The following is a 24,487-nucleotide window of genomic DNA, read 5'->3' on the forward strand; positions in this document are numbered from 1 at the left end:
CAAAATACCCCGGAACCCGGCACGGGCGGCGCAGCGCTTAGCGGTTCAGGCAGTCCAGCCGCGCCCGCACGCTTAGCCCATGCGCTTGCAGGCTTTCGCTGGTGGCAAGCTGTTCGGCGGCAGGGCCAATCGCGCGCAGCGCTTCGGGGGTCATTTTCGCAAGCGTGGTGCGTTTCATGAAATCCAGCACCGACAACCCGCTGGAAAACCGCGCCGAACGCGCCGTGGGCAGAACGTGGTTCGGCCCGCCGATGTAATCGCCAATGGCCTCTGGCGTCCAATGGCCCAAGAACACCGCGCCCGCATGCTTGATCTGCGCCAAAAGCGCATCGGGATCGGCCACGCAAAGTTCCAGATGCTCGGGTGCAATCCGGTCCGACAGGGCGGCGGCCTGCGCCAGATCACGCACCACGATCACCGCGCCATAATCGCGCCAGCTTGCCCCGGCAATGGCGCGGCGCTCCAACGTTTTCAAACGCTTGCCCACGGCATCTGCCACAGCGCGGCCAAAGCCCTCATCGGTGGTAATCAGGATGGATTGCGCCGATTCGTCATGCTCGGCTTGGCTGAGCAGGTCCAGCGCGATCCAGTCTGGGTCGTTGTCTTTGTCGGCAATTACCAAAATCTCGGACGGGCCCGCGATCATGTCTATGCCCACGCGCCCGAACACCCGGCGCTTGGCGGCGGCAACATAGGCATTGCCCGGCCCGGTGATCTTGTCCACTGGCGCGATGGTGTCGGTGCCATAGGCCATGGCCGCCACGGCCTGCGCCCCGCCAATGCGGTAAACAGTGTCCACCCCCGCAATCTGCGCGGCCAGCAGCACCAGCGGATTGACCACCCCGCCCGGCGTGGGCGCGCAGATGACCAAGCGTTCCACGCCCGCGACCTGCGCGGGTATTGCATTCATCAGCACCGAGGACGGGTAGCTGGCCAGACCGCCCGGCACATATAGCCCCGCCGCCGCAACCGGCCCCCAACGCCAGCCCAGTTCTGCGCCGGTGTCGTCCGTCCAGCGGGCATCGGCGGGGCGTTGGCGCTCGTGATAGGCACGAATGCGCGCGGCGGCCAGTTCCAATGCGGCGCGTTCGTCGGCGGGCACCTTGGCCACTTCGGCGGCGATTTCGGCGGGTGAAAAGGCCAGCCTGTCCGGCGTCAGCTCCAGCTTGTCGAACTTCGCGGTCAGCTCGATCACGGCGGCGTCACCACGCGCGCGCACATCGGCAATGATCGCGGCGACCGTGTCATCGACATCGACCGCCTCTTCGCGCTTGGCCGACAACAGCGCGGTGAAAGCGGCCTCGAATTCGGGCGCTGACGCATTCAGGAAAACAGGCATGGTCCGTCCTATTCGGTTTCGTGCTTGGGGGCGCGGCGCGCGGGCGCGCGATACGGGCGCGTCACGTCAGATAGCACGACATCGACACATTCAACCGACAGTTTGACCGCGCCATCGCCTGCGAAAACCAGCGTGATATCGCCGGTGCCATCCGGGCCGGGCGCGAAATCCACAGCCAAAAGCGACAGCACCGCGTCGCGGTCGGTCGGGTCCACCCCCTGCCGCACGACCGCCAGCACGTCATGCACCACCAGCAAGCTGCGCACGCGTTCAAAATCGCCTGCTTTTTCGGCGCGCGCGCGGTCTTCCCAGCGAAAGCGGTTCAGAAGCAATGCGAAGCGGCGGCGCGGGGCATCGAAGGTCATGTCGGTGCCGGTCAGGACCGAATCCTGCACCAGCGCCGAAATCACGCGCAGATCTTCGGCATCAAGCGCGGCCAGCCGCACCGGGCGGTCTGCCCCATCCTCGAAACGCGCGTCTTCGGTCATTTTCCGTAAACCCGTTCTATCATTGCGCCGCAGGCACCCAGCTTTTCCTCGACCCGCTCATAACCGCGGTCCAGATGGTACACGCGTGCGACCGTGGTTTCGCCCTCGGCGGCCAATGCCGCCAAAATCAACGACACAGAGGCCCGCAGGTCTGTCGCCATGACCGGTGCGCCGCGCAGTTTTTCCACGCCCGTCACACGGGCCATGCCGCCCTGCACTTCTATTTTCGCGCCCATGCGCATCAGTTCCGGGGCGTGCATGAAACGGTTTTCAAAAATCGTCTCATTCAGCACCGAAACACCTTCGGCGGTGCACATTGCCGCCATGAATTGCGCTTGCAGATCGGTCGGGAAACCGGGGAAAGGTTCGGTCGTCACATCGACCGCGCGCAGCCGGTCGACCTGACGTGTAACTGTCAGGCCGCGTGCGGTCTCGACGACCTCGACCCCCGCTTGTTCCAGCTTGCGGGCAAAGGACTGCACAAGGTCCAGCCGCCCGCCAAGGCATTCGACCGACCCGCCCGCAATCGCGGGCGCAAGCATATAGGTGCCCAGCTCGATTCGGTCCGTGACAACGGCATGGGTCGCGCCGCCAAGGCTGTTCACGCCGGTGATGGTGATGGTTGATGTGCCCTCGCCTTCGATCTGCGCACCCATGCGGCGCAGGCATTGCGCAAGGTCCACGATCTCGGGCTCGCGCGCGGCGTTCTCCAGAACCGTTGTGCCGCGGGCCAAACTGGCCGCCATCAGCGCGTTTTCCGTGGCCCCGACAGAGACGACCGGAAATTCGAACCGCGCGCCCTTCAGACCGCCCGGCGCTTTGGCATGCACATAGCCGTCGCGCAGGTCCAACTCTGCGCCAAGCGCTTCCAGCGCGCGCAGATGCAGGTCCACCGGCCGCGCGCCAATGGCACAGCCGCCGGGCAGCGAGACAACCGCATGACCATCGCGCGCCAGCATCGGCCCCAGCACCAGAATAGAGGCGCGCATCTTGCGCACGATATCATAATCGGCGCGGTGGCTGGTCAGGTCATGGCTGGACAGCGCCAACACCTGCCCGCCTTGCAGGCTGGCCACTTCGGCACCCAGCGATCCCAACAAGTCGGTCATGGTGCGAATATCCGACAGGCGCGGCGCGTTGGTCAGCGTCAGCGGCTGGTCGGTCAGCAGCGTCGCCGGCATCAGCGTCAGGCAGGCATTCTTTGCACCCGCAATCGGGATTTGCCCATTCAAAGGGCCATTGCCCCGAATAACGATCGAATCCATTTAAACTGCCCTTTTACTTTTTGGCCTGTTCGCCGTCTTCCGTCGCGCCGGTCTGCCCATCGCGCGCACGCGCCTGCGCCTTGCGTTTGGCGATATTCGCTTTCAGCGCGGCTTTCAACCGTGCTGCGCGCGGGTCTGGTGCAGCGGCGGCTTTCGGGGCTGTCTGAGGCGGGGTGCGCGGCTTGGAAGAGGTCATGCGCCAACTGTTAGCGGAAGTTTGAAAATGCGTCCAGATAGGGGTTGCACCCCCGAAAGTTTCGGACTACTCAGCGCGCCATGCTGCTGCTGTAGCTCAGTGGTAGAGCACTCCCTTGGTAAGGGAGAGGTCGACAGTTCAATCCTGTCCAGCAGCACCATTTCCGATTTTCCCGACCAGATCGCCGCCGCGTGACGCATCGCAATTGCGGCGCGTCTTTGCGGCACGGCGAAGGCTGTCAGCCACGCTCATCCCGGTCGGTATCGCAGGCCAATAGGCCCAGTCCGCGCAGGTAAATTCCGATTCCCGTTTCCAGCAGGTCTTCGGGCGAAAACGGCGCGCGCGCGCCCGGTGTGCCGCGCGCATAAAGTTCCACGATCCCGTGGCTCATGGCGCTGACATGGGCGGCGAACATTTCTGTGGGGGGGCGCTGCGCTTCGGGGATTCGCGCCGACAGATCAGCGGCAGCGCGCAACAGCACGGCATTGGCGCGCTGCGACGCTGCGGCAAGATCGGGCGTTGCGCGCGGCGAGATGCCCGATTCAAACATGGCCACATAATGCCCCGGATGCGCCCGCGCGAAAGCCAGATAGGCCCGGCCCACAGCCTCGAACGCGGTCAGGGGCGAGGGTTGGCCATCCTTATAGGCAAATTCCAGCAAATCGGCGAATAGGATGAACCCTTGCCGCGCAAGTTCGGTAATCAACTCCTCTCGGCCCGTGAAGTGCCGATAGGGTGCGGCGGCCGAAACATCGGCCAGTTTCGCGGCCTCTGCCATGGTAAAGCCCTGCGGCCCCCGATCTGCGATCAGGGTCAGCGCGGCCTCGACCAGCGCTTGTTTCAGATTTCCATGATGGTAGCCGCGTTTTGCCATGAAAGGGGTTTTATCGGGGAAAGCGCGGGTGCGAAACCCGTTTCGACAGGGTGGCGCAGGGGTTGCACAGCCCGCGCGAAGCGACTAGATGCAGGCGTGAGGGGCTGGCGCGGGCGAACGCCTTGCCAACCCGGTCAGGTCCGGAAGGAAGCAGCCGCAGCATTTTCCGTTCGGGTCGCTGTCCAGTCTCTCACCGTTTTTCCCACACTGTTAGTTAACAGGTGACATGTCATCCGGTCGCGCGCTACCGTAGGTTGCGGGCGCGTTCCGTGCCCGGAAGGGAGTACAGACATGACACGACATTACCTGACCCCGGCTTTGGCGGCGCTTGCGCTGGCAAGCCCCAGTTTTGCGCAACAGGCCTCTGACACCATCGTGCCGGAAATCGCGACCGATGTTGCCATGGCCTTTTCCGGCCTGTCCGATGCGGGCCAAGCCGCGCTGGCAGCCAAGGCCGCGGGCGATAGCGTGACGGCGGAAAACTGGATGGTTGCCGCCGCGAACCCCTTGGCGGTGGAAGCGGGTGCAAAGGTGCTTCGCGCGGGCGGCACGGCAGCGGATGCCATGGTCGCCGTGCAAGCCGTGCTGGGGCTGGTAGAGCCGCAATCCTCTGGGCTGGGCGGCGGCGCATTTCTTGTCTGGTATGACGCAGAGACAGGCGAAGTTACAACGCTGGACGGGCGCGAAACCGCGCCCTTGGCCGCCGATCCGCGCTATTTTCAGGATGCAGCGGGCGAGCCGCTGGATTTCGGCACGGCAGTTGTGTCGGGCCGGTCGGTCGGCACACCGGGCACGCCGCGCCTGATGGAGGACGCGCATCGCCGCTGGGGCCGCACCAACTGGGCCGGACTGTTTGATGATGCGATTGCACTGGCCGAAGAGGGCTTCACCGTTTCGCCGCGCATGGCGGATTCGGTTGCGGGCGCGGCAGATTCCTTGGCGGTCTTCCCCGACACAGCCGCCTATTTCTTGCCCGATGGCGCGCCGGTCGCCGCAGGTGACACGCTGGTGAATGCCGACTACGCCGACACGCTGCGCCAGATCGCAACGCAGGGCACGCAGGCCTTCTATACCGGCGACATTGCCGCCGATATTGTTGCAGCCACACGCACCGACGCCCTGCCCGGCCTGCTGTCGCTGACCGACTTGGCCCGCTACCGGGTGATAGAGCGCCCGGCGGTCTGCTACACCTATCGGGGCCGCGATGTCTGCGGGATGGGGCCGCCCTCGTCAGGCGCGGTGGCAGTGTCGCAAATCCTTGGCATGTTGGAAAATTTCGACCTGCCCGCCATGGACCCGCAGGCGGTGGAAACCCGCCGCCTGATGGGCGATGCCACGCGGTTGGCCTTTGCCGACCGGGGCCGCTACCTGGCCGATAGCGATTTCGTGCCGGTGCCGGTCAAAGGGCTGACCGACCGGGCCTATCTGGCCGCGCGCGCCGACTTGTTGCGCGGGGATGATGCCTTGCCCGAAGTCGCACCCGGAGAGCCAAGCTGGGACCATGCTATTCGCTGGGGGGATGATACCAGCGTGGAGCGGCCCGCGACATCGCATATCTCGATTGTCGATGGCGAGGGCAATGTGCTGTCCATGACCACCACGATCGAAAGCGGGTTTGGCTCGCGCCTGTTCACGCGCGGCTTTCTGCTGAACAATGAATTGACCGATTTCTCGTTCCGCAGCCATGCGGGCGGCTATCCCATTGCCAACCGGGTGGAACCGGGCAAGCGCCCGCGCTCCAGCATGTCGCCCACAATCGTGTTGCAAGATGGTGCGCCGGTTCTGGCCATCGGCAGCCCCGGCGGGGCCACGATCATCGGCTTTACCGCGCAGGCGATTATCGCGCATTTGGATTGGGGGATGGATGTGCAAGCGGCCGTGTCGATGCCGCATCTGGTCAACAGCTTTGGCACCTATGCGCTGGAACAGGGCACTTGGGCGGAAGACCTGGACGGCCCGCTGCAAGAGATGGGCTTTCAGACGCGCGTGATGGCGCTGACCTCTGGCCTGCAAGCGATTGCAATCGGCGAGGGTTTGCGCGGCGGGGCAGACCCGCGCCGTGAAGGCATCGCGCTGGGCGAGTGACCGCCGCTTTGCGCGCACAACCTTCGGGCAGGCCAAGCGCCTGCCCGTTTGCGTTATTGCGAAACCTCTTGCAGCCACTCATACAGCGCCGCGCCATCGCCGCGCAGTGCCACATGCATGCCGCTTTCAAGGCCGCTATCCCCCGTCAAGCGTTGCAAAAATTCGTCCGGCCCGGCCAGATAAGCGTTGAAATTTTCAAGCGTCCAGCGCGCGCCGGTTTGGGCGGCGGCCAGCAACCCGTCGGAATACAGGCGGAAATCGGCGTCACCGGCCAGCGCACGCCCGGCCACACCATATAGGTTCGGCCCAGCCCGCCCGCCCCGCGCCACCACCGTGCCGTCGGGGGCTTGCACTTGGTGGCAGGTGCGGCAATCGGGCCATTGCGGATCGCTGGCTTGGGCGGCAGAAGCAATGCCAAGGCATGCTGCGGCCAGAAAAAACGGTTTCATCATATGTTCAGACCCCTTTCGAACAGGGTATCATGCCCCTAATTGCGTGCAAGCGCGATCATGGTTTCAACCGGTAGCCGGTGCGCAGCCAGTGCCAGCACAGTGCCGACACCGCCACCAATGCCGCCAACACCACCGCCAGCCCCAACCAAGGCGACGCATCGGATTGCCCGATCATCCCATAGCGCGCCCCGTCTATCAGGTAGAAGACCGGGTTCACGCGGCTAAGCGCCGCCATGAAGGGCGGCAGCGCCGAGATGGAATAGAAGGTGCCCGACAAGAACGACAGCGGCACCACGATGAAATTGGTAATCGCTGCGATCTGGTCGAACTTGTTCGACAAGATGCCGGCCGCGATCCCGATGGCCGACAGCAGCGCAGCGCCCAGCGTGACAAAGACCAGCAGCCAGACCGAATGGGCCACACCCTGCCCCAGCACCAGCGCTTCGGCAGCAAGAATGACCACCCCCACCATCAGACCGCGCGCCACGCCGCCCGCCATATAGCCCAGCACCAGTTCCCCGCCCGACAGCGGCGGCATCAGCGTATCGACGATATTGCCCTGCACTTTCGAGATGACGATGGAGGACGAGGTGTTGGCGAAGGCGTTCTGGATAATGGTCATCATCAGGATGCCGGGCGCAAGGAAGGTGACAAAGCTAACCCCCATCACCTCTCCGCGCATGGGGCCGATGGCCAGCGTGAACACCGCCAGAAACAGCCCTGCTGTGACCAAGGGGGCCGCCAGAGTCTGCGTCCAAACCACCAAAAAGCGCATGACCTCGCGCTTGGCCAGTGCGCCCAGCCCCAGCCAATTGACCCGCCCGAACCGCCGCGCGCCTATGTCGCGGAACCCTGCCATATCCATTTTCATCCCCATATTCGTCTGCTCTGCCGCCAAGCGTGTCGTTCCTGCATTGTAATTAAGCCCTGCGGCTTGTATTTCACCCCTCTGTCCCTAATCTTGGGGCAATGCAATTCCAAGGGGTCTGCCATGTCATGGACCGATGAGCGGGTCGAGCTGCTAAAGAAAATGTGGAACGAGGGGCATTCGGCCTCGACCATCGCCAAGGAACTGGGCGGTGTGACGCGCAATGCGGTGATCGGCAAGGTCCATCGGCTGGGCCTGTCGAACCGGAACGGGCCGGAAACGGCCGCAGATCCTGCGCCTGCCGAACCCTCGGCCCCGAAAGTGCCCGAACCCGCCGCCCCCGTGGTCGATCTTGCGCAGGTCAAGGCAGAACGCGCCAAGCCCAAACCCGCCCCCGCGCCAGAGCCCGCACCGCAAGCCGCGCCCGAACCGGCAGATGAAGCGCCCGAACCCGCCTATATGCCCAAACCGATCATTCCGGCCGGGCAGCCCTTGCCCCCGCAACCCTCTGCGAATGAAATAGACCCAGAGGCGCTGGCAAATGTCCGCGAGGTCGAGAAGACGGCGATGAAATTGTCGCTTCTGGAACTGACAGAGCGGACCTGCAAATGGCCCATCGGTGATCCGGCTACGAGCGAATTCTGGTTCTGCGGCCTGCCCGTAAAACCCGGCAAGCCCTATTGCGAAGCGCATGTCGCCGTCGCCTTTCAACCCATGAGCACGCGGCGCGACCGCAAACGCTAAGGCAAAGGCACTGGGCGCGGTCGTGTTCTTGGCAAGACCCGATCGCCGCGCCACCCTTCCCCGTGCAAGAGGCGCGCGCAAAGCTTGGCGGGTGCGACTGAGCCTGCGCCTTGCGGATGTGACGCTGGGCATTTCTGCACTACCTGTGCCTGACCCAACATAGGCATAGGAGAGACCATGAAACATTCGCTGATCTTTGCCCCGGCATTGCTGGCGCTTCTGGGCGGCCCAGCCCTTGCAGACCCCATGGTCTACACTCATGGCGACACCAATTTCGAAGCCTATGTCGCCACGCCCGATGGCACCCCACGCGGCACCGTGCTGCTGGTGCATGACTGGGACGGGCTGACCGAACATGAACGCGCGCAGGCCGATGCGCTTGCGGCGGACGGTTATCTGGCCGTGGCGCTGGACCTGTTTGGCACCAATGCGACACTGGACAGCATGGATGATTACCGCCGCGAAACCGGCGCGCTTTATGCCGACCGCGACGAATTCCGCGCGCGGATGATGGCGGGCGCAGAGGCTGCGCGTGCCCTAGACGGCGCGGGCCAGATGGTGATCGCAGGCTATTGCTTTGGCGGGGCTGCGGCGCTGGAAGCCGCGCGCGCAGGCATGGATATGGCGGGTTTCGTCAGCTTCCATGGCGGGCTGGAAACACCAGAGGGGCAGGATTACAGCGCCACCCCTGCGCCGGTAATGGTGCTGCATGGCTCTGCCGATCCGGTCTCTGGCATGGCCGAACTGGCCACGTTGATGGATGAACTGCAAGCCGCAGAAGTGCCGCATGAAGCGCGCATCTTCGGCGGTGCGCGGCATTCCTTTACCGTGCCCGGCTCGCGCGATTTTGACGAAACGGCGAATGCCGGCGCGCAAGCCGCCTTTCGCGAGTTTCTGGATGCGCGGTTCTGACAGTCTCGGGGTGCGTGGTCGCACGCACCCTACCCTTAAGCGCCGTACGGCACCCAGATGGTCTTGATCTGCACCATGGCCTCTAGCCAGTCGCGGCCCTGACCCGTCGGCGCGTGCCAGACGGGTTTCAGATTGCCCGCGCTCTCGGCCTCGATCAACTGCGCCACGCTGGGTTGCGCGCAGGCCAAGGCGGCAACATCATCATGGCCAGCCAGCGTTTTGGCCAATTCGGCCACTGGCCCTGACACAATATTGACCACCCCGCCGGGGACGTCCGACGCGCCCAGCATTGGCCCCAGTTCCAGCGCCGCCAAGGGGTTGGCTTGCGAGGGCACGACCACAACCCGGTTGCCCATGGCAATCGCAGGCAGGATCAGCGAGAGCGCGCCCAAAAGCGGCGCTTCTTCAGCGCAGATCAGGCCCATCACGCCAAAGGCCTCGCGCATGGCCAGTGTCACATGCGCGCTTTGCGTGTTGTGCACCGCGCCCGACAGCTTGTCGGCCCATGCGGCATAGTAAAGCGTGCGGGCAATGCTGGCATCGATTTCCGCCATTGGCACCAGCGCCGCCAATCCATCTCGGTGGTGATCCAGCGTTTCGGCCAGAAAATACAGCACCTGCGCGCGCTGATGCCCGCTCATCCGGGTCCAGCCGCTCGCCTTGTGCGCGGCTTCCACGGCGTTGCGAATGTCCTTGCGGTTGCCCAAAGGCGCATGGCCAAGGCGCGTGTCATCGCGCAGCACCGACCAGCTTGCGCCGCCATCCGCGCGCTTTTGCGCGCCGCCGATATATAGCTTGTGGGTGCGGTCCAACCCCTCGGGCGCGCCTGTGCCCGGAAGCGGGTCAATCGTGCCGGGGGCGGCCCCTTGCGCGGCATCGTTTTTGCGCAAATAAGCGGCCATCCCCTCGCGCGCGCCTTCGCGGCCAAAACCGGATGCGCGCATCCCCCCGAAAGGCGCGTTCGCGTCGAACATATTGGTGGCGTTGATCCAGACAACCCCCGCCTTCACCTGTGCGGCCATATCCATGGCGACGGTCAGGTTTTCCGACCAGATGCTGGCTGCCAACCCGTAGCGGGTGGCATTGGCCAGTTCAATCGCCTCTGGCGGGGTGCGAAAGGTTTGAAGCGTGACCACAGGCCCAAAGATTTCTTCGCTTGCACAAGGGTTTGCGGGCGACACCTGATCTAGCAGGATCGGCGGGCAAAAGCAGCCTTCGGGGGCGGTCCCTTCATGCGCGACAGCCCCTGCCGCCACACCTTGCGCCACCAGATCACGGATGCGCGCCAGTTGGGCCGTGTTCACAATCGCGCCGATATCGGTCGATTTATCCAGCGGGTCGCCCACGCGCAGCGTTTTCATTCGGGAAATCAGGCGCTTGCGAAACATCTCTGCCACGCTTTCGGCCACCAGAATGCGCGTGCCTGCGCAGCACACCTCGCCTTGGTTGAACCAGACCGCATCAACCACGCCTTCGACAGCGGCATCCAAATCGGCATCGCCCATCACGATAAAGGGCGATTTGCCACCCAATTCCAGCGTCAGCGCGCGGCCCTTGCCAGCGGTCGCACGGCGGATGATCTGCCCCACTTCGGTCGAGCCGGTGAAGGCTATTTTATCGACGCCGTCATGCGCCACCAAGGCCGCGCCCGTCGCCCCGTCGCCGGTGATAATGTTTACAACACCCGGCGGCACGCCTGCTTCCAAGCATATTTCGGCAAATAACAGCGCGGTCAGCGGTGTATCTTCTGCCGGTTTCAGCACCACTGTATTGCCTGCGGCCAAAGCGGGCGCCACTTTCCACGCCAGCATCAGCAGCGGAAAATTCCACGGAATGATCTGCCCGCAAACACCATGCGCGCGGGCATTGGGGAATTCATCGGCCAGCAGCGTCGCCCAGCCCGCATGGTGGGTGAAATGCCGCGAAACCAAGGGCAGGTCGATATCGCGCGATTCCCGAATGGGTTTGCCATTGTCGAGCGACTCGAGCACCGCAAACAAGCGTTCACGCTTCTGGATTTGCCGCGCCAGTGCATAAAGCACGCGGGCGCGCAGGGCGGCGTCAGCCTCCCAAGCCGGATGTGCGGCGCGCGCAGCTTGAACGGCGGCGTCCACATCGGCCGCGCCCGCCTGTGTGACCTGCGCAAGCACCACATCGCGCGCGGGGTCGCGCACATCGAACAGCGTGCCCGGCGCGGTAAAGCTGCCACCGATGAACAGGCCAAACGGGCCGCGCGCAAGCCAGTCGCGGGCTGCAGACGTGCTTTCAGGGGCGGGACCATAGGCCATGGTTTCCAGAATCTCCGCAATCTGTGTCATCATCATTCCTTAGGCCAGCGCGTGGCGGTGGCTGGCGGCGTAGCGCCCGGTGACATGGTGCTCTAGCTGGCGCTCTATATCGGCCAGCATAGACGAGGCGCCCAAACGAAACAGCCCCGGGCGCAGCCAGTCGCGGCCCAGTTCCTCGGCCATCAGCACTTGCCAGTTCAGCGCATCCTTGGCGGTTTTCATGCCGCCTGCGGGCTTGAAACCCACGATGTTGCCCGTCGCCGCGCGGTGGTCGCGGATCGCGCGGCACATGGTCAGGCCCACGGGCAAGGTCGCGTTCACGCCTTCTTTCCCGGTCGAGGTTTTGATGAAATCGGCCCCCGCCTGCATGGCGACCATGGACGCGGCATAGACATTGCTCAGCGTGACAAGATCGCCCGTGGCAAGGATGGCTTTCATATGGGCGGTCCCGCAGGCCGCGCGCATGGCGGCGATTTCGTCGTAAAGCGCGGCCCAATCGCCCCCCAGCACATGCGCGCGGGTGATGACAATGTCGATTTCCTGCGCGCCTTGGTCCACGGCATAGCGAATTTCCGCCAGCCGCAGGTCCAACGGCATCAGCCCCGCCGGAAAACCCGTGGCAACCGATGCCACTGGAATGCCCGTGCCATCCAGCGCGCGCACCGCCGCGCCGACCATGGTGGGGTAAACGCAGACCGCGCCGGTGGTGGGCATATCCACCAGCCCCAGCCCCGCCACGATATGATCGGCCAAGGGGCGGCGCGCCTTGGCGCATAGGCGGCGCACGCGATCTTCGGTGTCATCCCCTGCCAGCGTGGTCAGGTCCATGCAGGCAATCGCGTTCAGCAACCATGCGGCCTGATGCGCGCCCTTGATCGACCGGCGCGCCACAAGCGATGCTGCGCGCCGCTCTGCCGCAGGCCGGTTGACGGCATGGAACGCGCCCGTATCAAGCGCGGTGGCGGGGTTTGTCGGGTGGTTCAGGATGGGGTCTGGCTGTGTCATGGCGCTACTATGGCCGCGCAAACCGGGCCGGGCAATGGCCTTTTGACGGGGCGGCAGGCAGTTGACCTTCGGGAACAATCGTCATATCCGACAAGGGCGCTAGGGTTTGTCCTAGCAAGGAGTGTGCGCCATGAACACATTGCCCAAATCGCTCAGCTTCAAGATGCCGGCAGAGGCCACGCCGCTTGGCTTTCGTCCGGCCCCCAAGAACGTGATCCTGACGGTCGACCGGTTGCGCAAGCGCTTCGCCTTGGGCGATGCCCCGGCGGTGGAACGCGCCAGTTTCGAACTGGGACAGGGCGAGATGCTGGCGCTTCTTGGCCCCTCTGGCTGTGGCAAGACCACGACACTGCGCATGATCGCGGGCTTTGAAGTGCCCGATGCCGGGCATGTCCGGCTGCGCGGCCAAGACATAACCCACACCGCGCCCGAGGCGCGCGGCATTGGCTTCGTGTTTCAGGATTACGCGCTGTTCCCGCATCTGACGGTGCTGGACAATGTGAAATTCGGCCTGCGCAATCTGACGCGGGCCAAGGCCACGGCACGCGCGGAAGAAATGCTGCGCATGGTGGGTCTGGCCGGGCTGGCCGCGCGCCGCCCGCATGAATTGTCGGGTGGGCAACAGCAGCGCGTGGCGCTGGCGCGCACGCTGGCCATGGCTCCGCCGCTGGTGCTGATGGACGAGCCGTTTTCCAACCTTGACGCCGCGATGCGGGTGGAAACCCGCCAAGAGGTGCGCAAGCTGCTGAAGCAAACCGGTGCTGCGGGCATTATCGTGACCCATGACCAGGAAGAGGCGATGGCCGTCGCCGACCGCATTGCCGTGATGGAAGCGGGCCGGATTGTTCAGATCGGCACCCCAGACGAGATTTACCGCTACCCGGTATCGGCCTTTGTGGCGTCATTCATCGGGCGCTCGAACATCCTGAACGGCAAGGCCGATGGCATGGAAGTGGCGACCGAATTCGGCAAATTGCCGCTGTCGCGGGCGGCCAATGGGGCGGTCATGCTGTCGGTGCGGCCCGAACAGATCATGCTGGAAGCGGACCCGGATGGCTCTGCCTCTGTGGTTGGGCGCGAATTTCGCGGGCATGACCAACTGTATTGGGTGCAAGAGGGCGAGCGCTGCTTGCAGGTCATCTCTGGCGCGGGGGCCACGCTGGATGTGGGCGCGCGCGTGCGGCTGCGGATTTGCGATTGCGTTGTGCCCTTGGCATAGGGCTTTCCTTCCCGGTTCAGGCGGTATAAAGCCCGGCCAACCCAGATACCGGAGCGGACAAAATGCAAGGCAGCGCCAATCTCAACGTCATGATTCAAGCCGCGCGCAAGGCTGGGCGCTTGCTGGTCAAGGATTTCCGCGAAGTTGAGAACCTGCAAGTGTCGTCCAAATCGGCGGGCGATTTCGTCAGCCGCGCCGATATTGCCGCAGAGGCCGCGATCCGCGAAATCCTGACCGAAGCGCGCCCGAATTACGGCTGGCTGGGCGAAGAGTCGGCCCCGGTCGAGGGCAAGGACCCAACCCGCCGCTGGATCGTGGACCCGTTGGACGGCACCACCAATTTCCTGCACGGGATGCCGCATTGGGCCGTGTCCATCGCGCTGGAATTCAAGGGCGAAATCGTCGCGGGCGTTATCTTCGACCCGGCCAAGGATGAAATGTTCATCGCCGAAAAAGGCATGGGCGCCTTCATGAATGGCACACGGTTGCGCGTGTCAAACCGCAACACCCTGTCAGAATGCGTGTTTGCCACCGGCGTGCCTTTTGGCGCCAAGCGCACCCTGCCCGCCATGCTGCACGATCTGGCGCAACTTATGCCCGCCTGCGCCGGTGTGCGCCGCTGGGGGGCAGCGGCGCTTGATCTGGCCTATGTGGCCGCCGGGCGTTACGATGGGTTCTGGGAGCGTGAATTGCAGCCATGGGACATCGCCGCCGGGCTTGTGCTGGTGCGCGAGGCGGGCGGCTTTACCGGCCCGATCCGCGAGGGCGAGGGCATTTTCGAGCGTGGCGAGATCATCGCCGCCAATGCCGAGATATTCGACAAATTCGCCAAGATCATCCGCACGCGACCCGCGTGACGCGGGCTTGGGCGTCGCGATAAACGGTGCAATACGCACACGACAAAATGCTCTGGTCGGCGGCTATACAGACAAAGCGGCCGATCAGCCAATGACCACACTCGTGGCGCAAAGGGTGCGTCACGTACATTGCTGCCAACCTAGGAGCTGAAGAGACGGACGAAAGGGACGATCACATTCCTGATACGTCCGTCGGGAAGTGTTCCAGCTATTTATCAGCTGTGAAGCCTTCTGATTTGCGCTCTGACATTCAATCGATTTCTGCAATCCGACGGTGTGCCAGCACAGAGCACGGTTCCGACTTCAAACCGGAGCTTTAAATGACGGTGTGATCGCTCAATGCCAATGAGATCAAAGCCTTCAGCCTGACAAAGCTTGACATATTCGCGCTCGACCTTGCGCATTTTCAAACCTCCGACTTCTGCAGGCGAGCCTTAGCCTGTGAACGAAGGAGTTCAGCGGGAACCCACACACTTTCCAAAGGTGCCTTAAAGGAGAGGTCACGCCAGGCATTCCGACTCGTGTTGTTGGCGACCTTTCGCGCCCATTCTGACGGCGAGAATCTTCCATCGGCGTCTTCAATGTGCCCGTTCTTTACGCGTGCAAAATGATGAACACCGTTATAGTGCATTCGCACATGCGTTCCAGAAGGCACCGAAACCTCCTTCCAGATCAGGGGGGCACAGAAGTTATCATCAGCGTCGATTTCTTTCAGGCGTTCCTCAAATTCCTTCGTCCGATAAGGAAAATGAGCTTTGACGAAGTCGATCAAACGGTCGCCGAACCAGTCATTTGCGTTATTGTCCAAGTTACGCTCAATCAAATCCAGTACCTGCTCTTCAGCCAAGGACACGGGGTCGAGCCGACCATCGGAGAACTGGACGATGTCGTTGTAGAGCTGCCGATCAAACGGGATGTAGATGTAGTTTGTAGTCATTTGTAGCACCATCAGATTGCTTCTAGGCACTTTTAGTATACAAAAATAGCACCTCTACGCAAGCGCAATAGTGTTTTTTAGTGCTAAAAAAAACTATTTTTCGCTCTTGCTATTCGACACGGCAGGGGTTCCGCAAACGGTCGTTTTCGTCACTCGTCGCGCCATAACCGAAATTGCTGAAAGATCATGTGCCACAAATCCTTGGCAAAACCGCTTTTACTAGGCAGAAGCTCCGGCTTGCTTTCGATCATAGAGATTCGTTGAGACTGCAGCATCGGTCACCCCGTGCTCAAAACCGTCCACCGCCCCTACCCCTATTTCCGACCCAAAGCCCCCACCCGCGCGGCCAGCCAATCCAGATCGGGGTCGCGCAGGCCCAGTTCCGCCAAGTGGCGGGCCGTGTTCACCAAATAATCGCGGTTCGTGCCGCGCCCGCCTACCGCGCGGGCGATGATCTGCGCTTGTTCTTCCAAAGGCAGCCCGCCGCAATATTGCCCATGCGCGCGGTCGATGACATAGGTCACCGCCTGCACCTGTTCCCCGCCCTGCAAATGCACCGGAACCTCGCGTTCCAGATAGGCCGCAGAGATCAGTTCGCGCGCCCGCAGGTATTCCAGCGTTTCGTCGGCGATGCGGCCATCCACCTCGAAGGCCACGCCTTCGCACCCGCCCGGCCCTTCATCCAGCGCCAGAACCAGCCCCGGCACCTCTGGCGTGCCGCGATGGTGGATGGAGCGCATACAAAAGCTGCGCTCATACCCGTCTAGCCGCGCGATACGGGTTTGCCCATGCGCAAAACCGGGGTTCCAGATCAGCGATCCGTAGCCGAATATCCATAGCGTATTGGACGGTTTTCTGGGCATTGGGCTGGCTCCTGTCTTGGATCGCGGTGTAGACAGGAATCGCGGCAAGGTCAAAAGGGTGCGGAATGCGCGGATTTCTGGGAGTGGTTATTCTTGGCGGCATGTTCTGCGCCTATTGGTTCGGGTCAGCCGTAGCCCTGCGCATGGCCCCCGCCCACCTGCCCGCAGATTCGGTTCAGGCCGATCAGATCGCGGTCACGGGCTTTCCCATGCGCTTTGACATCGCGGTGGATCGCCCTGCCCTGCCCGCGCGCGGCTGGTCCGCCGATGGGCTGTCGCTGTCGCTGCCCAGCTACTGGCCGTTCGCGGCCACGGGCACACTGTCCGGCCCGCAAGAGCTGACATGGCGCGGCGTGGATTGGCGCCTGGATGGGCCGGATATGCCGGTGTCCTTCGCCCTGACGCCGGGACTGGAGCTGACCATGGCGCGTTTGGACGCGCGCGATTTGCAACTGCTTGGCCCGGTTTCGGGTCGGCTGGACAGCGCCGCGCTGGCAGTGGACAAGGCCGGCGACCCTGCGTCGCGCGCGGTGGCGCTGGATATGGCCGGGCTGGCCTTGGGCAAGATGGAGATACCACGCGCATCCTTGCGCGCCGTGCTTCACATGGCAGATGCGCCGCGCCCGCCCCGGGTGAAGCAGATCGACCTGTCGCGCGCCAAGATCACGATGGCAGAGATCACCGTAACCGCCAGCGGAACGCTGGACCGCGCGCCCGACGGGCGGCTGTCCGGCAACCTGCCCCTGACCGTCACAAATTGGCGCGCCTTGCTGCGGATGCTGCAAGAAAACGGCCTTGTTCCGGCAGATCAAGCCCTGATGCTACAGATGATGGCAGAAAGACTGGGTCAGGGCGACACGCTGTCACTGCCCTTGACGCTGAAGGATTCCGTCGTCTCTCTGGGGCCGCTGGCGCTACTGGAGCTTGGCCCGCTTTAGGCGCCAGACCCGCGCCAAGAACAGCGCAATACCCGCGCCCAGCCCATTCGCGGCCAGATCGGCCCATTCTGCCCCGCGCCCGAAATAGGGCTGCACCAGTTCTATAAGGCCACTATAGGCCAGCACAAGGCCCCAGACCAACCCATGCCACCGTCGCGGCAGGCCAAGCATGGCCGGCAAAGCGACCGTGCAGAACATCGCGGCGTGAACAAGCTTGTCCAGATGCGGCAGCGAAAAATCGACGGCTTCGGGCAAGGGTTGCAGCAGCAACACCGCGACGATCACGGCCAGACAAGCAGAAAGGGCGCAGCCGCGCCGGGCGGTTCGGGTCAAGACATTCCTCCGAGGTCAGGCCCCGGATGTCCCGCGCGGCTTGGCCAAGGTCAAGCCGAAAGCACCTCTGGCCTGCCCGAATTGCGGACATGGCGCGTCACGCGTTGCAATGCGCGCTCTTCCAACTGGCGCACGCGCTCTTTGGAAATGCCCAGATCGGTCCCGATCTCTGCCAGCGTGCGCGGGCTGTCGCTCAGATGGCGCTCGACAATGATGCGCTGTTCGCGCGCAGGCAGGCTTTGCACCGCGCCATACAGCAATTTGCGGCGGCGGCGCTCTTCCAGATCTTCCAGCACACGGTCCTCGGTCGGTGCGGTGTCGTCTGCGATGGCATCCATCCAGTCGCGCCCGTCATCCGCGCCCGATTGCGGTGTGTTCAAAGACAGGTCATGGCCTGCCATGCGGCCCAGCATGATCTGCACCTGTTCTTCAGGCACATCCAGCGCGCGGGCCACGCTGGCCGAGACATCCTCGCGCCGGACTTCGCCATCATCCAGCTTGGCCAGCGTCCGGCGCAAATGGAAGAACAGCTTTTTCTGCGCGGCATTGGTCGCTGTGCGCACCACCGACCAGTTGCGCATGACATATTCCTGCATCGAGGCCCGAATCCACCATGCCGCATAGGTCGAAAACCGCGCGCCATTTTCAGGATCGTATTTCTCTGCTGCCCGCATCAGGCCCAGATTGCCCTGCTGAATCAGGTCATCCAACGGAAAGCCATACCGCCGGAAGCGCCCCGCGACCGACACGGCCAAGCGCGTATAGGCGGTAATCAACTGGTGCAGCGCACGTTCGTCGCGCTCGTCGCGCCAAGCCAGCGCCAAAGCGTGTTCGGTATCGGCATCCAACATGTCCTCGGCCATGGCGGTGCGGATGAACCGGCTGGTATGCGGGTCGCGGGCGGGGGTCATGCTGGCGCCTCCATTTGGTAGCTTTCCGATATAGTTTCGTATCGCTATCATTTGGCGGAGCATCTTGTCAACCATGCGCACCCGGATTACTTCCTTGCCATGACATACCCACCTTCCAACGATCTGGCCGACCTGTTGGTGCATCTGGCCCGGCTTGCGCAAAACGCAGCCAACAGCCCGTTGACGGCGGCACAATGGACAGCCCTGCGCTATTTCGCGCGGGCCAATACATTTTCGCGCACCCCTTCGGCGTTTTCCGAATTCCACGCGACCACGCGCGGCACGGCTTCGCAAACGGTCAAGGCGCTGGTCGATATGGGCCTGCTGACGCGCAAGGCCCATGCCCATGACCGCCGCAGCGCGGTGATGGAGGTGACGGCAGAAGGCCACGCCATGCTGGCGCATGACCCGTTGGGCGGGTTGCGGCAGGTTCTGGCGGATTTGCCTCAAGACGACCGCGACAGCTTGGCCCGATCGGTGCGCCGGGCGGTTACGCAACTGGCCGCACAGCGTGGTGCCCCGACCTTTGGCACCTGTTCCGATTGCGACCATTGCGAACCGGGCGGTGCACAGGCCTATTGCCACTGCACCCAGACCCTGCTTGCCACACCCGATATGGCGGCTTTCTGCGTCGATTTTCGCCCCGCGAACGCGGCAGAATCCTAACCGATCTCGCGCAGGCGAACGACCGCATCCGTCAGGCGTGCGATTTCATCCGCCAGAAGCGCGGAATTGTCGCGCGCTTCTGTCACCACCTCTTCGGGGGCGCTGGCCACGAATTTCGGGTTCTTCAACCGCCCCTCAATGCCCGCGCGTTCCTTTTCCGCCTTGGCAAGCGTCTTTTCCAGCCGCGCGCGTTCAGCGGCAATGTCGATCACGCCATCCAGCGGCAGGCCAAAACTGCCCCCTTCAACTGCCACGGTAATGGACCCTTTGGGCAGTTCCGCAACTTCCTCCAAGGAGGCAATGCGCGCCAGTTTCATCACCAGCGCCATGTTGCGCGACAGCGCGGCGCGGCCTGCATCGTCCAGATCAAGCTGCACCATGTTCAGCTTCAACCCCACCGGCACGCGCAATTGCGCACGGGCAGAGCGGATGTTTTCAATCAGGCTGATGACCCAAGTCATTTCACGCAGCGCCGCGTCATCGACCAGACCCGCCCCGTATTCGGGCCAATCGGCATGGCAGCACAGCTTCGCGCGTTGCCCGGTCAGCTCCCACAGTTCTTCGGTAATGAAGGGCATGAACGGGTGCAGCAAAATCATGCACTGGTCCAGCACCCAAGCCATGGTTGCGCGGGTCTCGGCGGCGCCCTCGCCATCGAAAAGCGGCTTGGCGAATTCGACATACCAATCGCAGACCTTGCCCCAGACAAAGCCGTAAAGCGCGCTTGCGGCATCGTTGAACCGGTAATCTGCCAACGCGGAGTCCACCGTTTCGCGCACCTTCGCGGTTTCCGATATGATCCAGCGGTTCACCGTCGCCTGCGCATGCGGGGCGGCGGTCTGGGTAGCGTGGTTCTCCCAGACCCCGTTCATCTCGGCAAAACGGCAGGCGTTCCACAGCTTGGTGGTGAAGTTGCGATAGCCCGCGATGCGCTGGGTATCGAGCTTCAGGACACCCCCAAGGCTTGCCATGGACGCGTTGGTAAAGCGCAAGGCGTCGGCGCCGTATTCGTCGATAATCTCCAACGGGTCGACCACGTTGCCCAGCGTCTTGGACATTTTCTTGCCCTTGGCGTCGCGCACAAGCCCGTGCAGATAGACATCGCGGAACGGCACGTCATCCACAACCGCAAGCTGCATCATCATCATGCGCGCGACCCAGAAGAACAGAATGTCCTGCCCGGTAATCAGAACACTGGTCGGGAAATAGCGCTTGTATTCCTCGGTCGCCTCTGGCCAGCCCAGCGTGCCGATGGGCCACAGCCCGGACGAGAACCATGTGTCAAGCACGTCGGGGTCGCGCCAAAGCGTTACTATTACCGCCCCTGGTTTATCATCCAGATCGGGACGCTTCATGATTACAGCACCCGGATCAGGTATGAAGGATGAGAGCCTTATTTCTACCGGTTCAGAAAACTTTGTTTCATAATAGCGTTGAGCGGTTGCCCTTACTTCTTCCTCTGAGGATACGCAAAATTGACGGGTCACAAACCCATACTGAACGCCATATGGGTATTCCGCCGAACCTTGATCTGTAAGTTCAGAACTTTGGCGCATAAAACCATCGCTGCCAATGTCAGCGCCATACCACACAGGAATCTGGTGCCCCCACCACAATTGGCGGCTGATACACCACGGCTCAATATTCTCCAGCCAGTGGAAATAGGTCTTCTCGCCACTCTCCGGCACGATCTTGGTGCGCCCGCTGCGCACCGCGTCCAAAGCGGGGCCGACGACCTTTTGCGCATCAACAAACCACTGGTCGGTCAGCATGGGTTCGATGACCACTTTCGACCGGTCGCCAAAGGGTTGCATGATCTTCTTCGCCTCGACCAGCGGCACCTGTGCGGCGGCGTCATCCTCCTCGCCCAGCTTGCGGCCCAAGCGCGGGTCATCGGCGCGAGTCATCATCGCCAACCCCTCGGCGGTGATCTCTGCCACCACGGCCTTGCGCGCCTCATAGCGGTCAAGACCCCGCAAGTGGTCGGGGACAAGGTTCAGCGCATCCGCCTCTGCTTCGGACAAGCTGCGTTCGCCGCGCGCAACCGCGCCCGCAATCTCTGCCGCCTCGGCATAGGCCGCGCCATCGGCCCGCATGGCGGCGCGCGTGTCCATCAACCGATACATCGGAATGCCCGCGCGCTTGGCAACGCCGTAGTCATTGGCGTCATGCGCGCCGGTGATCTTGACCGCGCCAGAGCCGAAATCGGGGTCCGGGTATTCGTCGGTAATGATCGGAATCAGGCGGCGGTGTTCCTTCGGCCCAACCGGGATTTCACACAATTTTCCGACAATTGGCGCATAGCGTTCATCCGATGGGTGAACCGCAACCGCGCCATCGCCCAGCATGGTTTCGGGGCGCGTGGTGGCGATGGAAATGTAATCGCGTTCTTCATCGACGATGACATTTCCGTCCTCGTCCTTTTCCACGTAGCGATAGGTCGCCCCACCCGCCAGCGGGTATTTGAAATGCCACATATGCCCGTCGACCTCAACATTCTCGACCTCAAGGTCCGAAATCGCGGTCTCGAAATGCGGGTCCCAGTTGACCAGCCGCTTGCCGCGATAGATCAGGCCCTTGTTATACATATCCACGAACACCTTGATGACCGCGTCGTGGAAATTGCCATCATTGCCTTCGGGTGCGCCGGGCGCGCCAGACATGGTAAAGGCGTTGCGCTCCCAGTCGCAGGAATTGCCCAAGCGTTTCATCTGGTCAATGATGGTCTGGCCGTATTGGCCCTTCCATTCCCAGACACGCGCCAGAAACGCCTCGCGCCCCAGATCGGCGCGGCGTTTGCCTTCCTCGGCCAGCAGTTTCTTTTCGACCTGCAATTGCGTTGCAATCCCGGCATGGTCTTGGCCCGGCTGCCAAAGCGTGTCGAAGCCGCGCATCCGGTGCCAGCGGGTCAGGATATCCATCAAGGTATGGTTAAACGCATGGCCCACATGCAACGCGCCCGTCACATTCGGGGGCGGCAGCATGATGCAGAAGCTCTCGTCGCGCGATTTGTTGGCGCCCGCCTTGAAGGCCCCGGCCTGTTGCCATTTGGCGATGATCCGCGCCTCGGCGGCCTGCGCGTCGAATGTCTTGTCCATGCCCATAGCACACACCCTTTTTGCGGTTTGGATGCGTGTGTAGCGCCCGCGCGCGCCAAGGAAAAGCCCCGCTTGGCATTTGCGCGCCGCTCGGCAATATTGCTGACAAAATATGCCCCTAGTATGTCGACCAGATGGACCGCAAACCCGTATCGTTTCCGCGCATGATCTGGCGGCTTGGCCTAAGTTGGGTGGTCGTGCCGCTCTTGTTGGGGGTGGCCCTTGTCGGGTTCGCGCTGTCGCTTCTGGCCGATTACCGGGAATTGCTGCGCGACGGCGTGCAGGGCGAAACAGTGGTGATTGCACGCGATGTCGTCCAATCCCGCAATTCGGACGGGGATAGAGAGCTGACCTATTACCTGAGCCACCAGTTCCGGCCAGAGGGGTATTCCGGCGACGTGACCGCACGCGAAGCGGTTAGCCCCGCGCTTTACAAGGCCACGGAAATCGGGGATTTGCTGCCCGTCACCTATATTTGGAATGATCCCGAGCGAAACACGCTTGACCCCAAACGCGACGTGGCCGGCGTGGTGTTTTTCGGGTTGGCGGGGGGTATCGCGCTGCTTGTGGCCCTTGGGGGCATTATATGGGGCTGGGGGCGCGTTGCGTCTGCCCGGCGCGCGCTGCTGCTGGGCGAAGTGCGCGAGGCGCGCATCACAGGCATCCGTCCATATGCGCTGTCAGGAAAGAAAAAGCCGCGTTTTGTTGTATCATGGACCGATGCCGCCGGGGTCAACGGCAAATCGCTTCTGGCATCGGCCGGTCTTGCGCAGGCGCATGCGCCCGGCGATGTGATCGTGGTCTATGTGGACCCGGATAACGGCCGCGGCTGGTGGCAAAAGCAGATCTAGCGCTGCCGTTTTGCTCTGGCGCGCCCTTTAGCCCCCGCGCCGCAACCGTTCCAACAGCGTGCGCGATGGCTGGCCGGTAACCGGCAAACCGCGCGCGGATTGATAGTCGCGGATCGCGGCTTCGGAATTGGGGCCGATCACGCCGTCAGTGCCTTGGGTGTCAAAGCCTGCGCGGGTCAGACGGTCTTGCAGTTCCTTGCGGTCCGCCAGCCGCAAGCCATTGGCATCGGGCTGGAAATTGCCTTGTATCGGGCCAAGCCCGCGCAGACGGTCGGACAAATGGCCAATACCAAGGCCGTAAAGCTCGGAATTATTGTAGCGCAGGATGACATCGAAATTGCGCGTGACCAGAAAGGCCGGGCCGGTTGGCCCATCCGGCAGAATAAGCGACGCAGACGCCGAGGTCAGGCCGCCGCTGACCGCGCGCACCCCAAGCCCGGCCCAACCACTGTGGGTCAATCCGCGCCCGGCCAGCCCGGTGTCGAAGCCCGCGGGCAAGATCACTTCCTGCCCCCAGGGCACACCCGTTTGCCAGCCCATGCGCGACAGGTAATTGGCCGCAGATGCTAGCGCGTCGGTGGGGTCATCGGCCCAGATGTCGCGCCGCCCGTCCCCCGTAAAATCGACCGCATAGGCTTGGTAGGTGGTCGGGATGAACTGGGTATGCCCCATCGCCCCCGCCCAAGAGCCGCGCAGGTTGGCAAAGGTGGTATCACCGCGTTCCAGAATGCGCAGGGCCGCGGTCAACTGGCTTTCGAAAAATTCGCCGCGCCGCCCGTCAAAGGCCAGCGTGGCCAGCGCGGAAATGGCCGGAATATCGCCTTTTTCCGTGCCATAGCGCGATTCCAGCCCCCAGATGGCCGTCAGGATTTCGGCGGGCACACCGTAGCGGCCTTCGATTGCGCGCAGGGTCGCCTCATAGCGTGCAAGTGCCGCGCGGCCCGCCGCGATCCGCTCATCCGACGCGGCGATTGCCATGTAATCTTCCAGCGTGCGGGTGAATTCCGTCTGGCGGCGGTCGCGGGCGATCACATCGGGCAGGAACCCGGCCCCCGCCAGCGCGCGCGATACCACGCCGGGTGCGATTCCCTCGGCGCGCGCGCGGGTTGCATAGGCGTCCAACCACGCATCGAACGCGGGGTTTGCCTGTGGCCGCATCGGGCTGCCGCCACGGGTGACGGGCATGGGCACCCCGCCCCCCATGCAGGCGGACAAGGACAAAAGCGCGCTACCTGCGGCAAAGGCTCTGCGGGACAAAATCATCGGACTGCTCTGTTCTATGGTTTTGCCCAAGAGTA

General features: G+C 63.1%; 23 protein-coding genes, 1 tRNA gene and 1 other RNA gene. 10 read left to right on the top strand and 15 right to left on the bottom strand.

What is annotated here, in order from left to right:
* Positions 1 to 37: 37 nt before the first annotated feature.
* From hisD to AWT76_RS08560, 4 genes are read right to left on the bottom strand one after another with little or no spacing between them, the layout of a single operon-like run.
* Complete coding sequence (gene hisD, locus AWT76_RS08545) at positions 38 to 1,339, bottom strand: histidinol dehydrogenase (RefSeq protein ID WP_072245976.1); 1,302 nt, start codon at positions 1,337 to 1,339, stop codon at positions 38 to 40.
* A gap of 8 nt (positions 1,340 to 1,347) precedes the next feature.
* Positions 1,348 to 1,827 carry a DUF2948 family protein gene (locus AWT76_RS08550; protein WP_072245977.1) on the bottom strand — a complete coding sequence of 160 codons (480 nt, stop codon included), beginning with the start codon at positions 1,825 to 1,827 and terminating at the stop codon, positions 1,348 to 1,350.
* Entirely contained in the window at positions 1,824 to 3,092 is a 1,269-nt protein-coding gene (gene murA, locus AWT76_RS08555) for a UDP-N-acetylglucosamine 1-carboxyvinyltransferase (protein WP_072245978.1), read from the bottom strand. The genes AWT76_RS08550 and murA overlap by 4 nt, the downstream gene beginning before the upstream one ends.
* Positions 3,093 to 3,105: 13 nt before the next feature.
* Positions 3,106 to 3,288 carry a hypothetical protein gene (locus AWT76_RS08560; protein ID WP_072245979.1) on the bottom strand — a complete coding sequence of 61 codons (183 nt, stop codon included), beginning with the start codon at positions 3,286 to 3,288 and terminating at the stop codon, positions 3,106 to 3,108.
* 85 nt (positions 3,289 to 3,373) lie between these two features.
* On the opposite strand from AWT76_RS08560, the gene AWT76_RS08565 reads away from it, so the two are divergent.
* Positions 3,374 to 3,448, top strand: a tRNA-Thr gene (locus tag AWT76_RS08565).
* Positions 3,449 to 3,526: 78 nt separating this feature from the next.
* Here the strand turns inward: AWT76_RS08565 and AWT76_RS08570 are convergent.
* Positions 3,527 to 4,162: a TetR/AcrR family transcriptional regulator gene (locus AWT76_RS08570; RefSeq protein WP_072245980.1), complete on the bottom strand. Its 636-nt coding sequence runs from the start codon at positions 4,160 to 4,162 to the stop codon at positions 3,527 to 3,529.
* Positions 4,163 to 4,259: 97 nt separating this feature from the next.
* On the opposite strand from AWT76_RS08570, the gene ffs reads away from it, so the two are divergent.
* Both ffs and ggt read left to right on the top strand, forming a co-directional pair.
* Positions 4,260 to 4,358: signal recognition particle sRNA small type (ffs, locus tag AWT76_RS08575), an RNA gene on the top strand.
* 95 nt (positions 4,359 to 4,453) lie between these two features.
* Positions 4,454 to 6,247 (top strand): gamma-glutamyltransferase, encoded by a 1,794-nt coding sequence (ggt, locus tag AWT76_RS08580; protein ID WP_072245981.1) that lies wholly within the window; start codon positions 4,454 to 4,456, stop codon positions 6,245 to 6,247.
* Between the two features lie 53 nt (positions 6,248 to 6,300).
* Here ggt and AWT76_RS08585 read toward each other — a convergent pair whose 3' ends face one another.
* Together AWT76_RS08585 and AWT76_RS08590 are read right to left on the bottom strand one after the other, a co-directional pair.
* Positions 6,301 to 6,699, bottom strand: a complete 399-nt coding sequence (locus tag AWT76_RS08585; protein WP_072245982.1) for a c-type cytochrome — start codon at positions 6,697 to 6,699, stop codon at positions 6,301 to 6,303.
* A 55-nt stretch (positions 6,700 to 6,754) separates the two neighbouring features.
* Positions 6,755 to 7,558: an ABC transporter permease gene (locus AWT76_RS08590; protein WP_072247598.1), complete on the bottom strand. Its 804-nt coding sequence runs from the start codon at positions 7,556 to 7,558 to the stop codon at positions 6,755 to 6,757.
* Positions 7,559 to 7,690: 132 nt separating this feature from the next.
* Between AWT76_RS08590 and AWT76_RS08595 the strand changes: the two genes are divergently transcribed.
* Together AWT76_RS08595 and AWT76_RS08600 are read left to right on the top strand one after the other, a co-directional pair.
* Positions 7,691 to 8,311 carry a GcrA family cell cycle regulator gene (locus tag AWT76_RS08595; RefSeq protein WP_072245983.1) on the top strand — a complete coding sequence of 207 codons (621 nt, stop codon included), beginning with the start codon at positions 7,691 to 7,693 and terminating at the stop codon, positions 8,309 to 8,311.
* Positions 8,312 to 8,488: 177 nt separating this feature from the next.
* Positions 8,489 to 9,223: a dienelactone hydrolase family protein gene (locus AWT76_RS08600; protein WP_072245984.1), complete on the top strand. Its 735-nt coding sequence runs from the start codon at positions 8,489 to 8,491 to the stop codon at positions 9,221 to 9,223.
* A gap of 35 nt (positions 9,224 to 9,258) precedes the next feature.
* Here AWT76_RS08600 and AWT76_RS08605 read toward each other — a convergent pair whose 3' ends face one another.
* The gene (locus AWT76_RS08605; protein ID WP_072247599.1) at positions 9,259 to 11,541 is read right to left on the bottom strand and encodes an aldehyde dehydrogenase family protein; all 2,283 of its coding nucleotides are present in this window, start codon (positions 11,539 to 11,541) and stop codon (positions 9,259 to 9,261) included.
* A 9-nt stretch (positions 11,542 to 11,550) separates the two neighbouring features.
* A complete protein-coding gene (gene deoC, locus AWT76_RS08610) occupies positions 11,551 to 12,516 on the bottom strand; it encodes a deoxyribose-phosphate aldolase (protein WP_082700151.1) in 966 nt (321 codons plus the stop codon).
* A 130-nt stretch (positions 12,517 to 12,646) separates the two neighbouring features.
* Here deoC and AWT76_RS08615 point away from each other — a divergent pair, with 130 nt between their 5' ends.
* Together AWT76_RS08615 and AWT76_RS08620 are read left to right on the top strand one after the other, a co-directional pair.
* On the top strand, positions 12,647 to 13,735 hold the full coding sequence (locus tag AWT76_RS08615) for an ABC transporter ATP-binding protein (protein WP_218055475.1): 1,089 nt from the start codon (positions 12,647 to 12,649) through the stop codon (positions 13,733 to 13,735).
* Positions 13,736 to 13,797: 62 nt separating this feature from the next.
* Positions 13,798 to 14,592, top strand: a complete 795-nt coding sequence (locus tag AWT76_RS08620; protein WP_072245985.1) for an inositol monophosphatase family protein — start codon at positions 13,798 to 13,800, stop codon at positions 14,590 to 14,592.
* 406 nt (positions 14,593 to 14,998) lie between these two features.
* Here the strand turns inward: AWT76_RS08620 and AWT76_RS08625 are convergent, their stop codons facing one another.
* Together AWT76_RS08625 and AWT76_RS08630 are read right to left on the bottom strand one after the other, a co-directional pair.
* The gene (locus tag AWT76_RS08625; protein WP_141655915.1) at positions 14,999 to 15,529 is read right to left on the bottom strand and encodes a hypothetical protein; all 531 of its coding nucleotides are present in this window, start codon (positions 15,527 to 15,529) and stop codon (positions 14,999 to 15,001) included.
* Positions 15,530 to 15,843: 314 nt separating this feature from the next.
* Positions 15,844 to 16,392, bottom strand: coding sequence for a gamma-glutamylcyclotransferase (locus AWT76_RS08630; RefSeq protein ID WP_072245987.1), 549 nt, complete (start codon positions 16,390 to 16,392; stop codon positions 15,844 to 15,846).
* A 65-nt stretch (positions 16,393 to 16,457) separates the two neighbouring features.
* On the opposite strand from AWT76_RS08630, the gene AWT76_RS08635 reads away from it, so the two are divergent.
* A complete protein-coding gene (locus tag AWT76_RS08635; RefSeq protein ID WP_072245988.1) occupies positions 16,458 to 17,330 on the top strand; it encodes a DUF2125 domain-containing protein in 873 nt (290 codons plus the stop codon).
* Here AWT76_RS08635 and AWT76_RS17140 read toward each other — a convergent pair.
* Together AWT76_RS17140 and AWT76_RS08645 are read right to left on the bottom strand one after the other, a co-directional pair.
* Positions 17,307 to 17,663, bottom strand: coding sequence for a VanZ family protein (locus AWT76_RS17140; RefSeq protein ID WP_072245989.1), 357 nt, complete (start codon positions 17,661 to 17,663; stop codon positions 17,307 to 17,309). The two genes, AWT76_RS08635 and AWT76_RS17140, sit on opposite strands and share 24 nt — an antisense overlap.
* Positions 17,664 to 17,713: 50 nt before the next feature.
* A complete protein-coding gene (locus tag AWT76_RS08645; protein WP_072245990.1) occupies positions 17,714 to 18,574 on the bottom strand; it encodes an RNA polymerase factor sigma-32 in 861 nt (286 codons plus the stop codon).
* A 99-nt stretch (positions 18,575 to 18,673) separates the two neighbouring features.
* On the opposite strand from AWT76_RS08645, the gene AWT76_RS08650 reads away from it, so the two are divergent.
* Positions 18,674 to 19,240 carry a MarR family winged helix-turn-helix transcriptional regulator gene (locus tag AWT76_RS08650; RefSeq protein ID WP_072247602.1) on the top strand — a complete coding sequence of 189 codons (567 nt, stop codon included), beginning with the start codon at positions 18,674 to 18,676 and terminating at the stop codon, positions 19,238 to 19,240.
* On the opposite strand, the gene AWT76_RS08655 is transcribed toward AWT76_RS08650, so the two are convergent.
* A complete protein-coding gene (locus AWT76_RS08655; protein ID WP_072245991.1) occupies positions 19,237 to 22,344 on the bottom strand; it encodes a valine--tRNA ligase in 3,108 nt (1,035 codons plus the stop codon). The genes AWT76_RS08650 and AWT76_RS08655 overlap by 4 nt on opposite strands.
* Before the next feature lie 128 nt (positions 22,345 to 22,472).
* On the opposite strand from AWT76_RS08655, the gene AWT76_RS08660 reads away from it, so the two are divergent.
* Positions 22,473 to 23,189, top strand: a complete 717-nt coding sequence (locus AWT76_RS08660; protein WP_072245992.1) for a DUF3592 domain-containing protein — start codon at positions 22,473 to 22,475, stop codon at positions 23,187 to 23,189.
* Positions 23,190 to 23,216: 27 nt separating this feature from the next.
* On the opposite strand, the gene AWT76_RS08665 is transcribed toward AWT76_RS08660, so the two are convergent.
* Positions 23,217 to 24,452, bottom strand: a complete 1,236-nt coding sequence (locus AWT76_RS08665; RefSeq protein WP_072245993.1) for a lytic murein transglycosylase — start codon at positions 24,450 to 24,452, stop codon at positions 23,217 to 23,219.
* Positions 24,453 to 24,487: the final 35 nt, after the last annotated feature.

Source organism: Roseibaca calidilacus (assembly GCF_001517585.1).
Taxonomy (GTDB): Bacteria; Pseudomonadota; Alphaproteobacteria; order Rhodobacterales; family Rhodobacteraceae; genus Roseinatronobacter; species Roseinatronobacter calidilacus.

What these genes read in the sequence shown, in the direction of transcription:
- hisD (WP_072245976.1), bottom strand. Translation starts at nt 1,339, where the DNA reads ATGCCTGTTTTCCTGAATGCGTCAGCGCCCGAATTCGAGGCCGCTTTC.
- AWT76_RS08550 (WP_072245977.1), bottom strand. Translation starts at nt 1,827, where the DNA reads ATGACCGAAGACGCGCGTTTCGAGGATGGGGCAGACCGCCCGGTGCGG.
- murA (WP_072245978.1), bottom strand. Translation starts at nt 3,092, where the DNA reads ATGGATTCGATCGTTATTCGGGGCAATGGCCCTTTGAATGGGCAAATC.
- AWT76_RS08560 (WP_072245979.1), bottom strand. Translation starts at nt 3,288, where the DNA reads ATGACCTCTTCCAAGCCGCGCACCCCGCCTCAGACAGCCCCGAAAGCC.
- AWT76_RS08570 (WP_072245980.1), bottom strand. Translation starts at nt 4,162, where the DNA reads ATGGCAAAACGCGGCTACCATCATGGAAATCTGAAACAAGCGCTGGTC.
- ggt (WP_072245981.1), top strand. Translation starts at nt 4,454, where the DNA reads ATGACACGACATTACCTGACCCCGGCTTTGGCGGCGCTTGCGCTGGCA.
- AWT76_RS08585 (WP_072245982.1), bottom strand. Translation starts at nt 6,699, where the DNA reads ATGATGAAACCGTTTTTTCTGGCCGCAGCATGCCTTGGCATTGCTTCT.
- AWT76_RS08590 (WP_072247598.1), bottom strand. Translation starts at nt 7,558, where the DNA reads ATGGCAGGGTTCCGCGACATAGGCGCGCGGCGGTTCGGGCGGGTCAAT.
- AWT76_RS08595 (WP_072245983.1), top strand. Translation starts at nt 7,691, where the DNA reads ATGTCATGGACCGATGAGCGGGTCGAGCTGCTAAAGAAAATGTGGAAC.
- AWT76_RS08600 (WP_072245984.1), top strand. Translation starts at nt 8,489, where the DNA reads ATGAAACATTCGCTGATCTTTGCCCCGGCATTGCTGGCGCTTCTGGGC.
- AWT76_RS08605 (WP_072247599.1), bottom strand. Translation starts at nt 11,541, where the DNA reads ATGACACAGATTGCGGAGATTCTGGAAACCATGGCCTATGGTCCCGCC.
- deoC (WP_082700151.1), bottom strand. Translation starts at nt 12,516, where the DNA reads ATGACACAGCCAGACCCCATCCTGAACCACCCGACAAACCCCGCCACC.
- AWT76_RS08615 (WP_218055475.1), top strand. Translation starts at nt 12,647, where the DNA reads ATGAACACATTGCCCAAATCGCTCAGCTTCAAGATGCCGGCAGAGGCC.
- AWT76_RS08620 (WP_072245985.1), top strand. Translation starts at nt 13,798, where the DNA reads ATGCAAGGCAGCGCCAATCTCAACGTCATGATTCAAGCCGCGCGCAAG.
- AWT76_RS08625 (WP_141655915.1), bottom strand. Translation starts at nt 15,529, where the DNA reads ATGACTACAAACTACATCTACATCCCGTTTGATCGGCAGCTCTACAAC.
- AWT76_RS08630 (WP_072245987.1), bottom strand. Translation starts at nt 16,392, where the DNA reads ATGCCCAGAAAACCGTCCAATACGCTATGGATATTCGGCTACGGATCG.
- AWT76_RS08635 (WP_072245988.1), top strand. Translation starts at nt 16,458, where the DNA reads ATGCGCGGATTTCTGGGAGTGGTTATTCTTGGCGGCATGTTCTGCGCC.
- AWT76_RS08645 (WP_072245990.1), bottom strand. Translation starts at nt 18,574, where the DNA reads ATGACCCCCGCCCGCGACCCGCATACCAGCCGGTTCATCCGCACCGCC.
- AWT76_RS08650 (WP_072247602.1), top strand. Translation starts at nt 18,674, where the DNA reads ATGACATACCCACCTTCCAACGATCTGGCCGACCTGTTGGTGCATCTG.
- AWT76_RS08655 (WP_072245991.1), bottom strand. Translation starts at nt 22,344, where the DNA reads ATGGGCATGGACAAGACATTCGACGCGCAGGCCGCCGAGGCGCGGATC.
- AWT76_RS08660 (WP_072245992.1), top strand. Translation starts at nt 22,473, where the DNA reads ATGGACCGCAAACCCGTATCGTTTCCGCGCATGATCTGGCGGCTTGGC.
- AWT76_RS08665 (WP_072245993.1), bottom strand. Translation starts at nt 24,452, where the DNA reads ATGATTTTGTCCCGCAGAGCCTTTGCCGCAGGTAGCGCGCTTTTGTCC.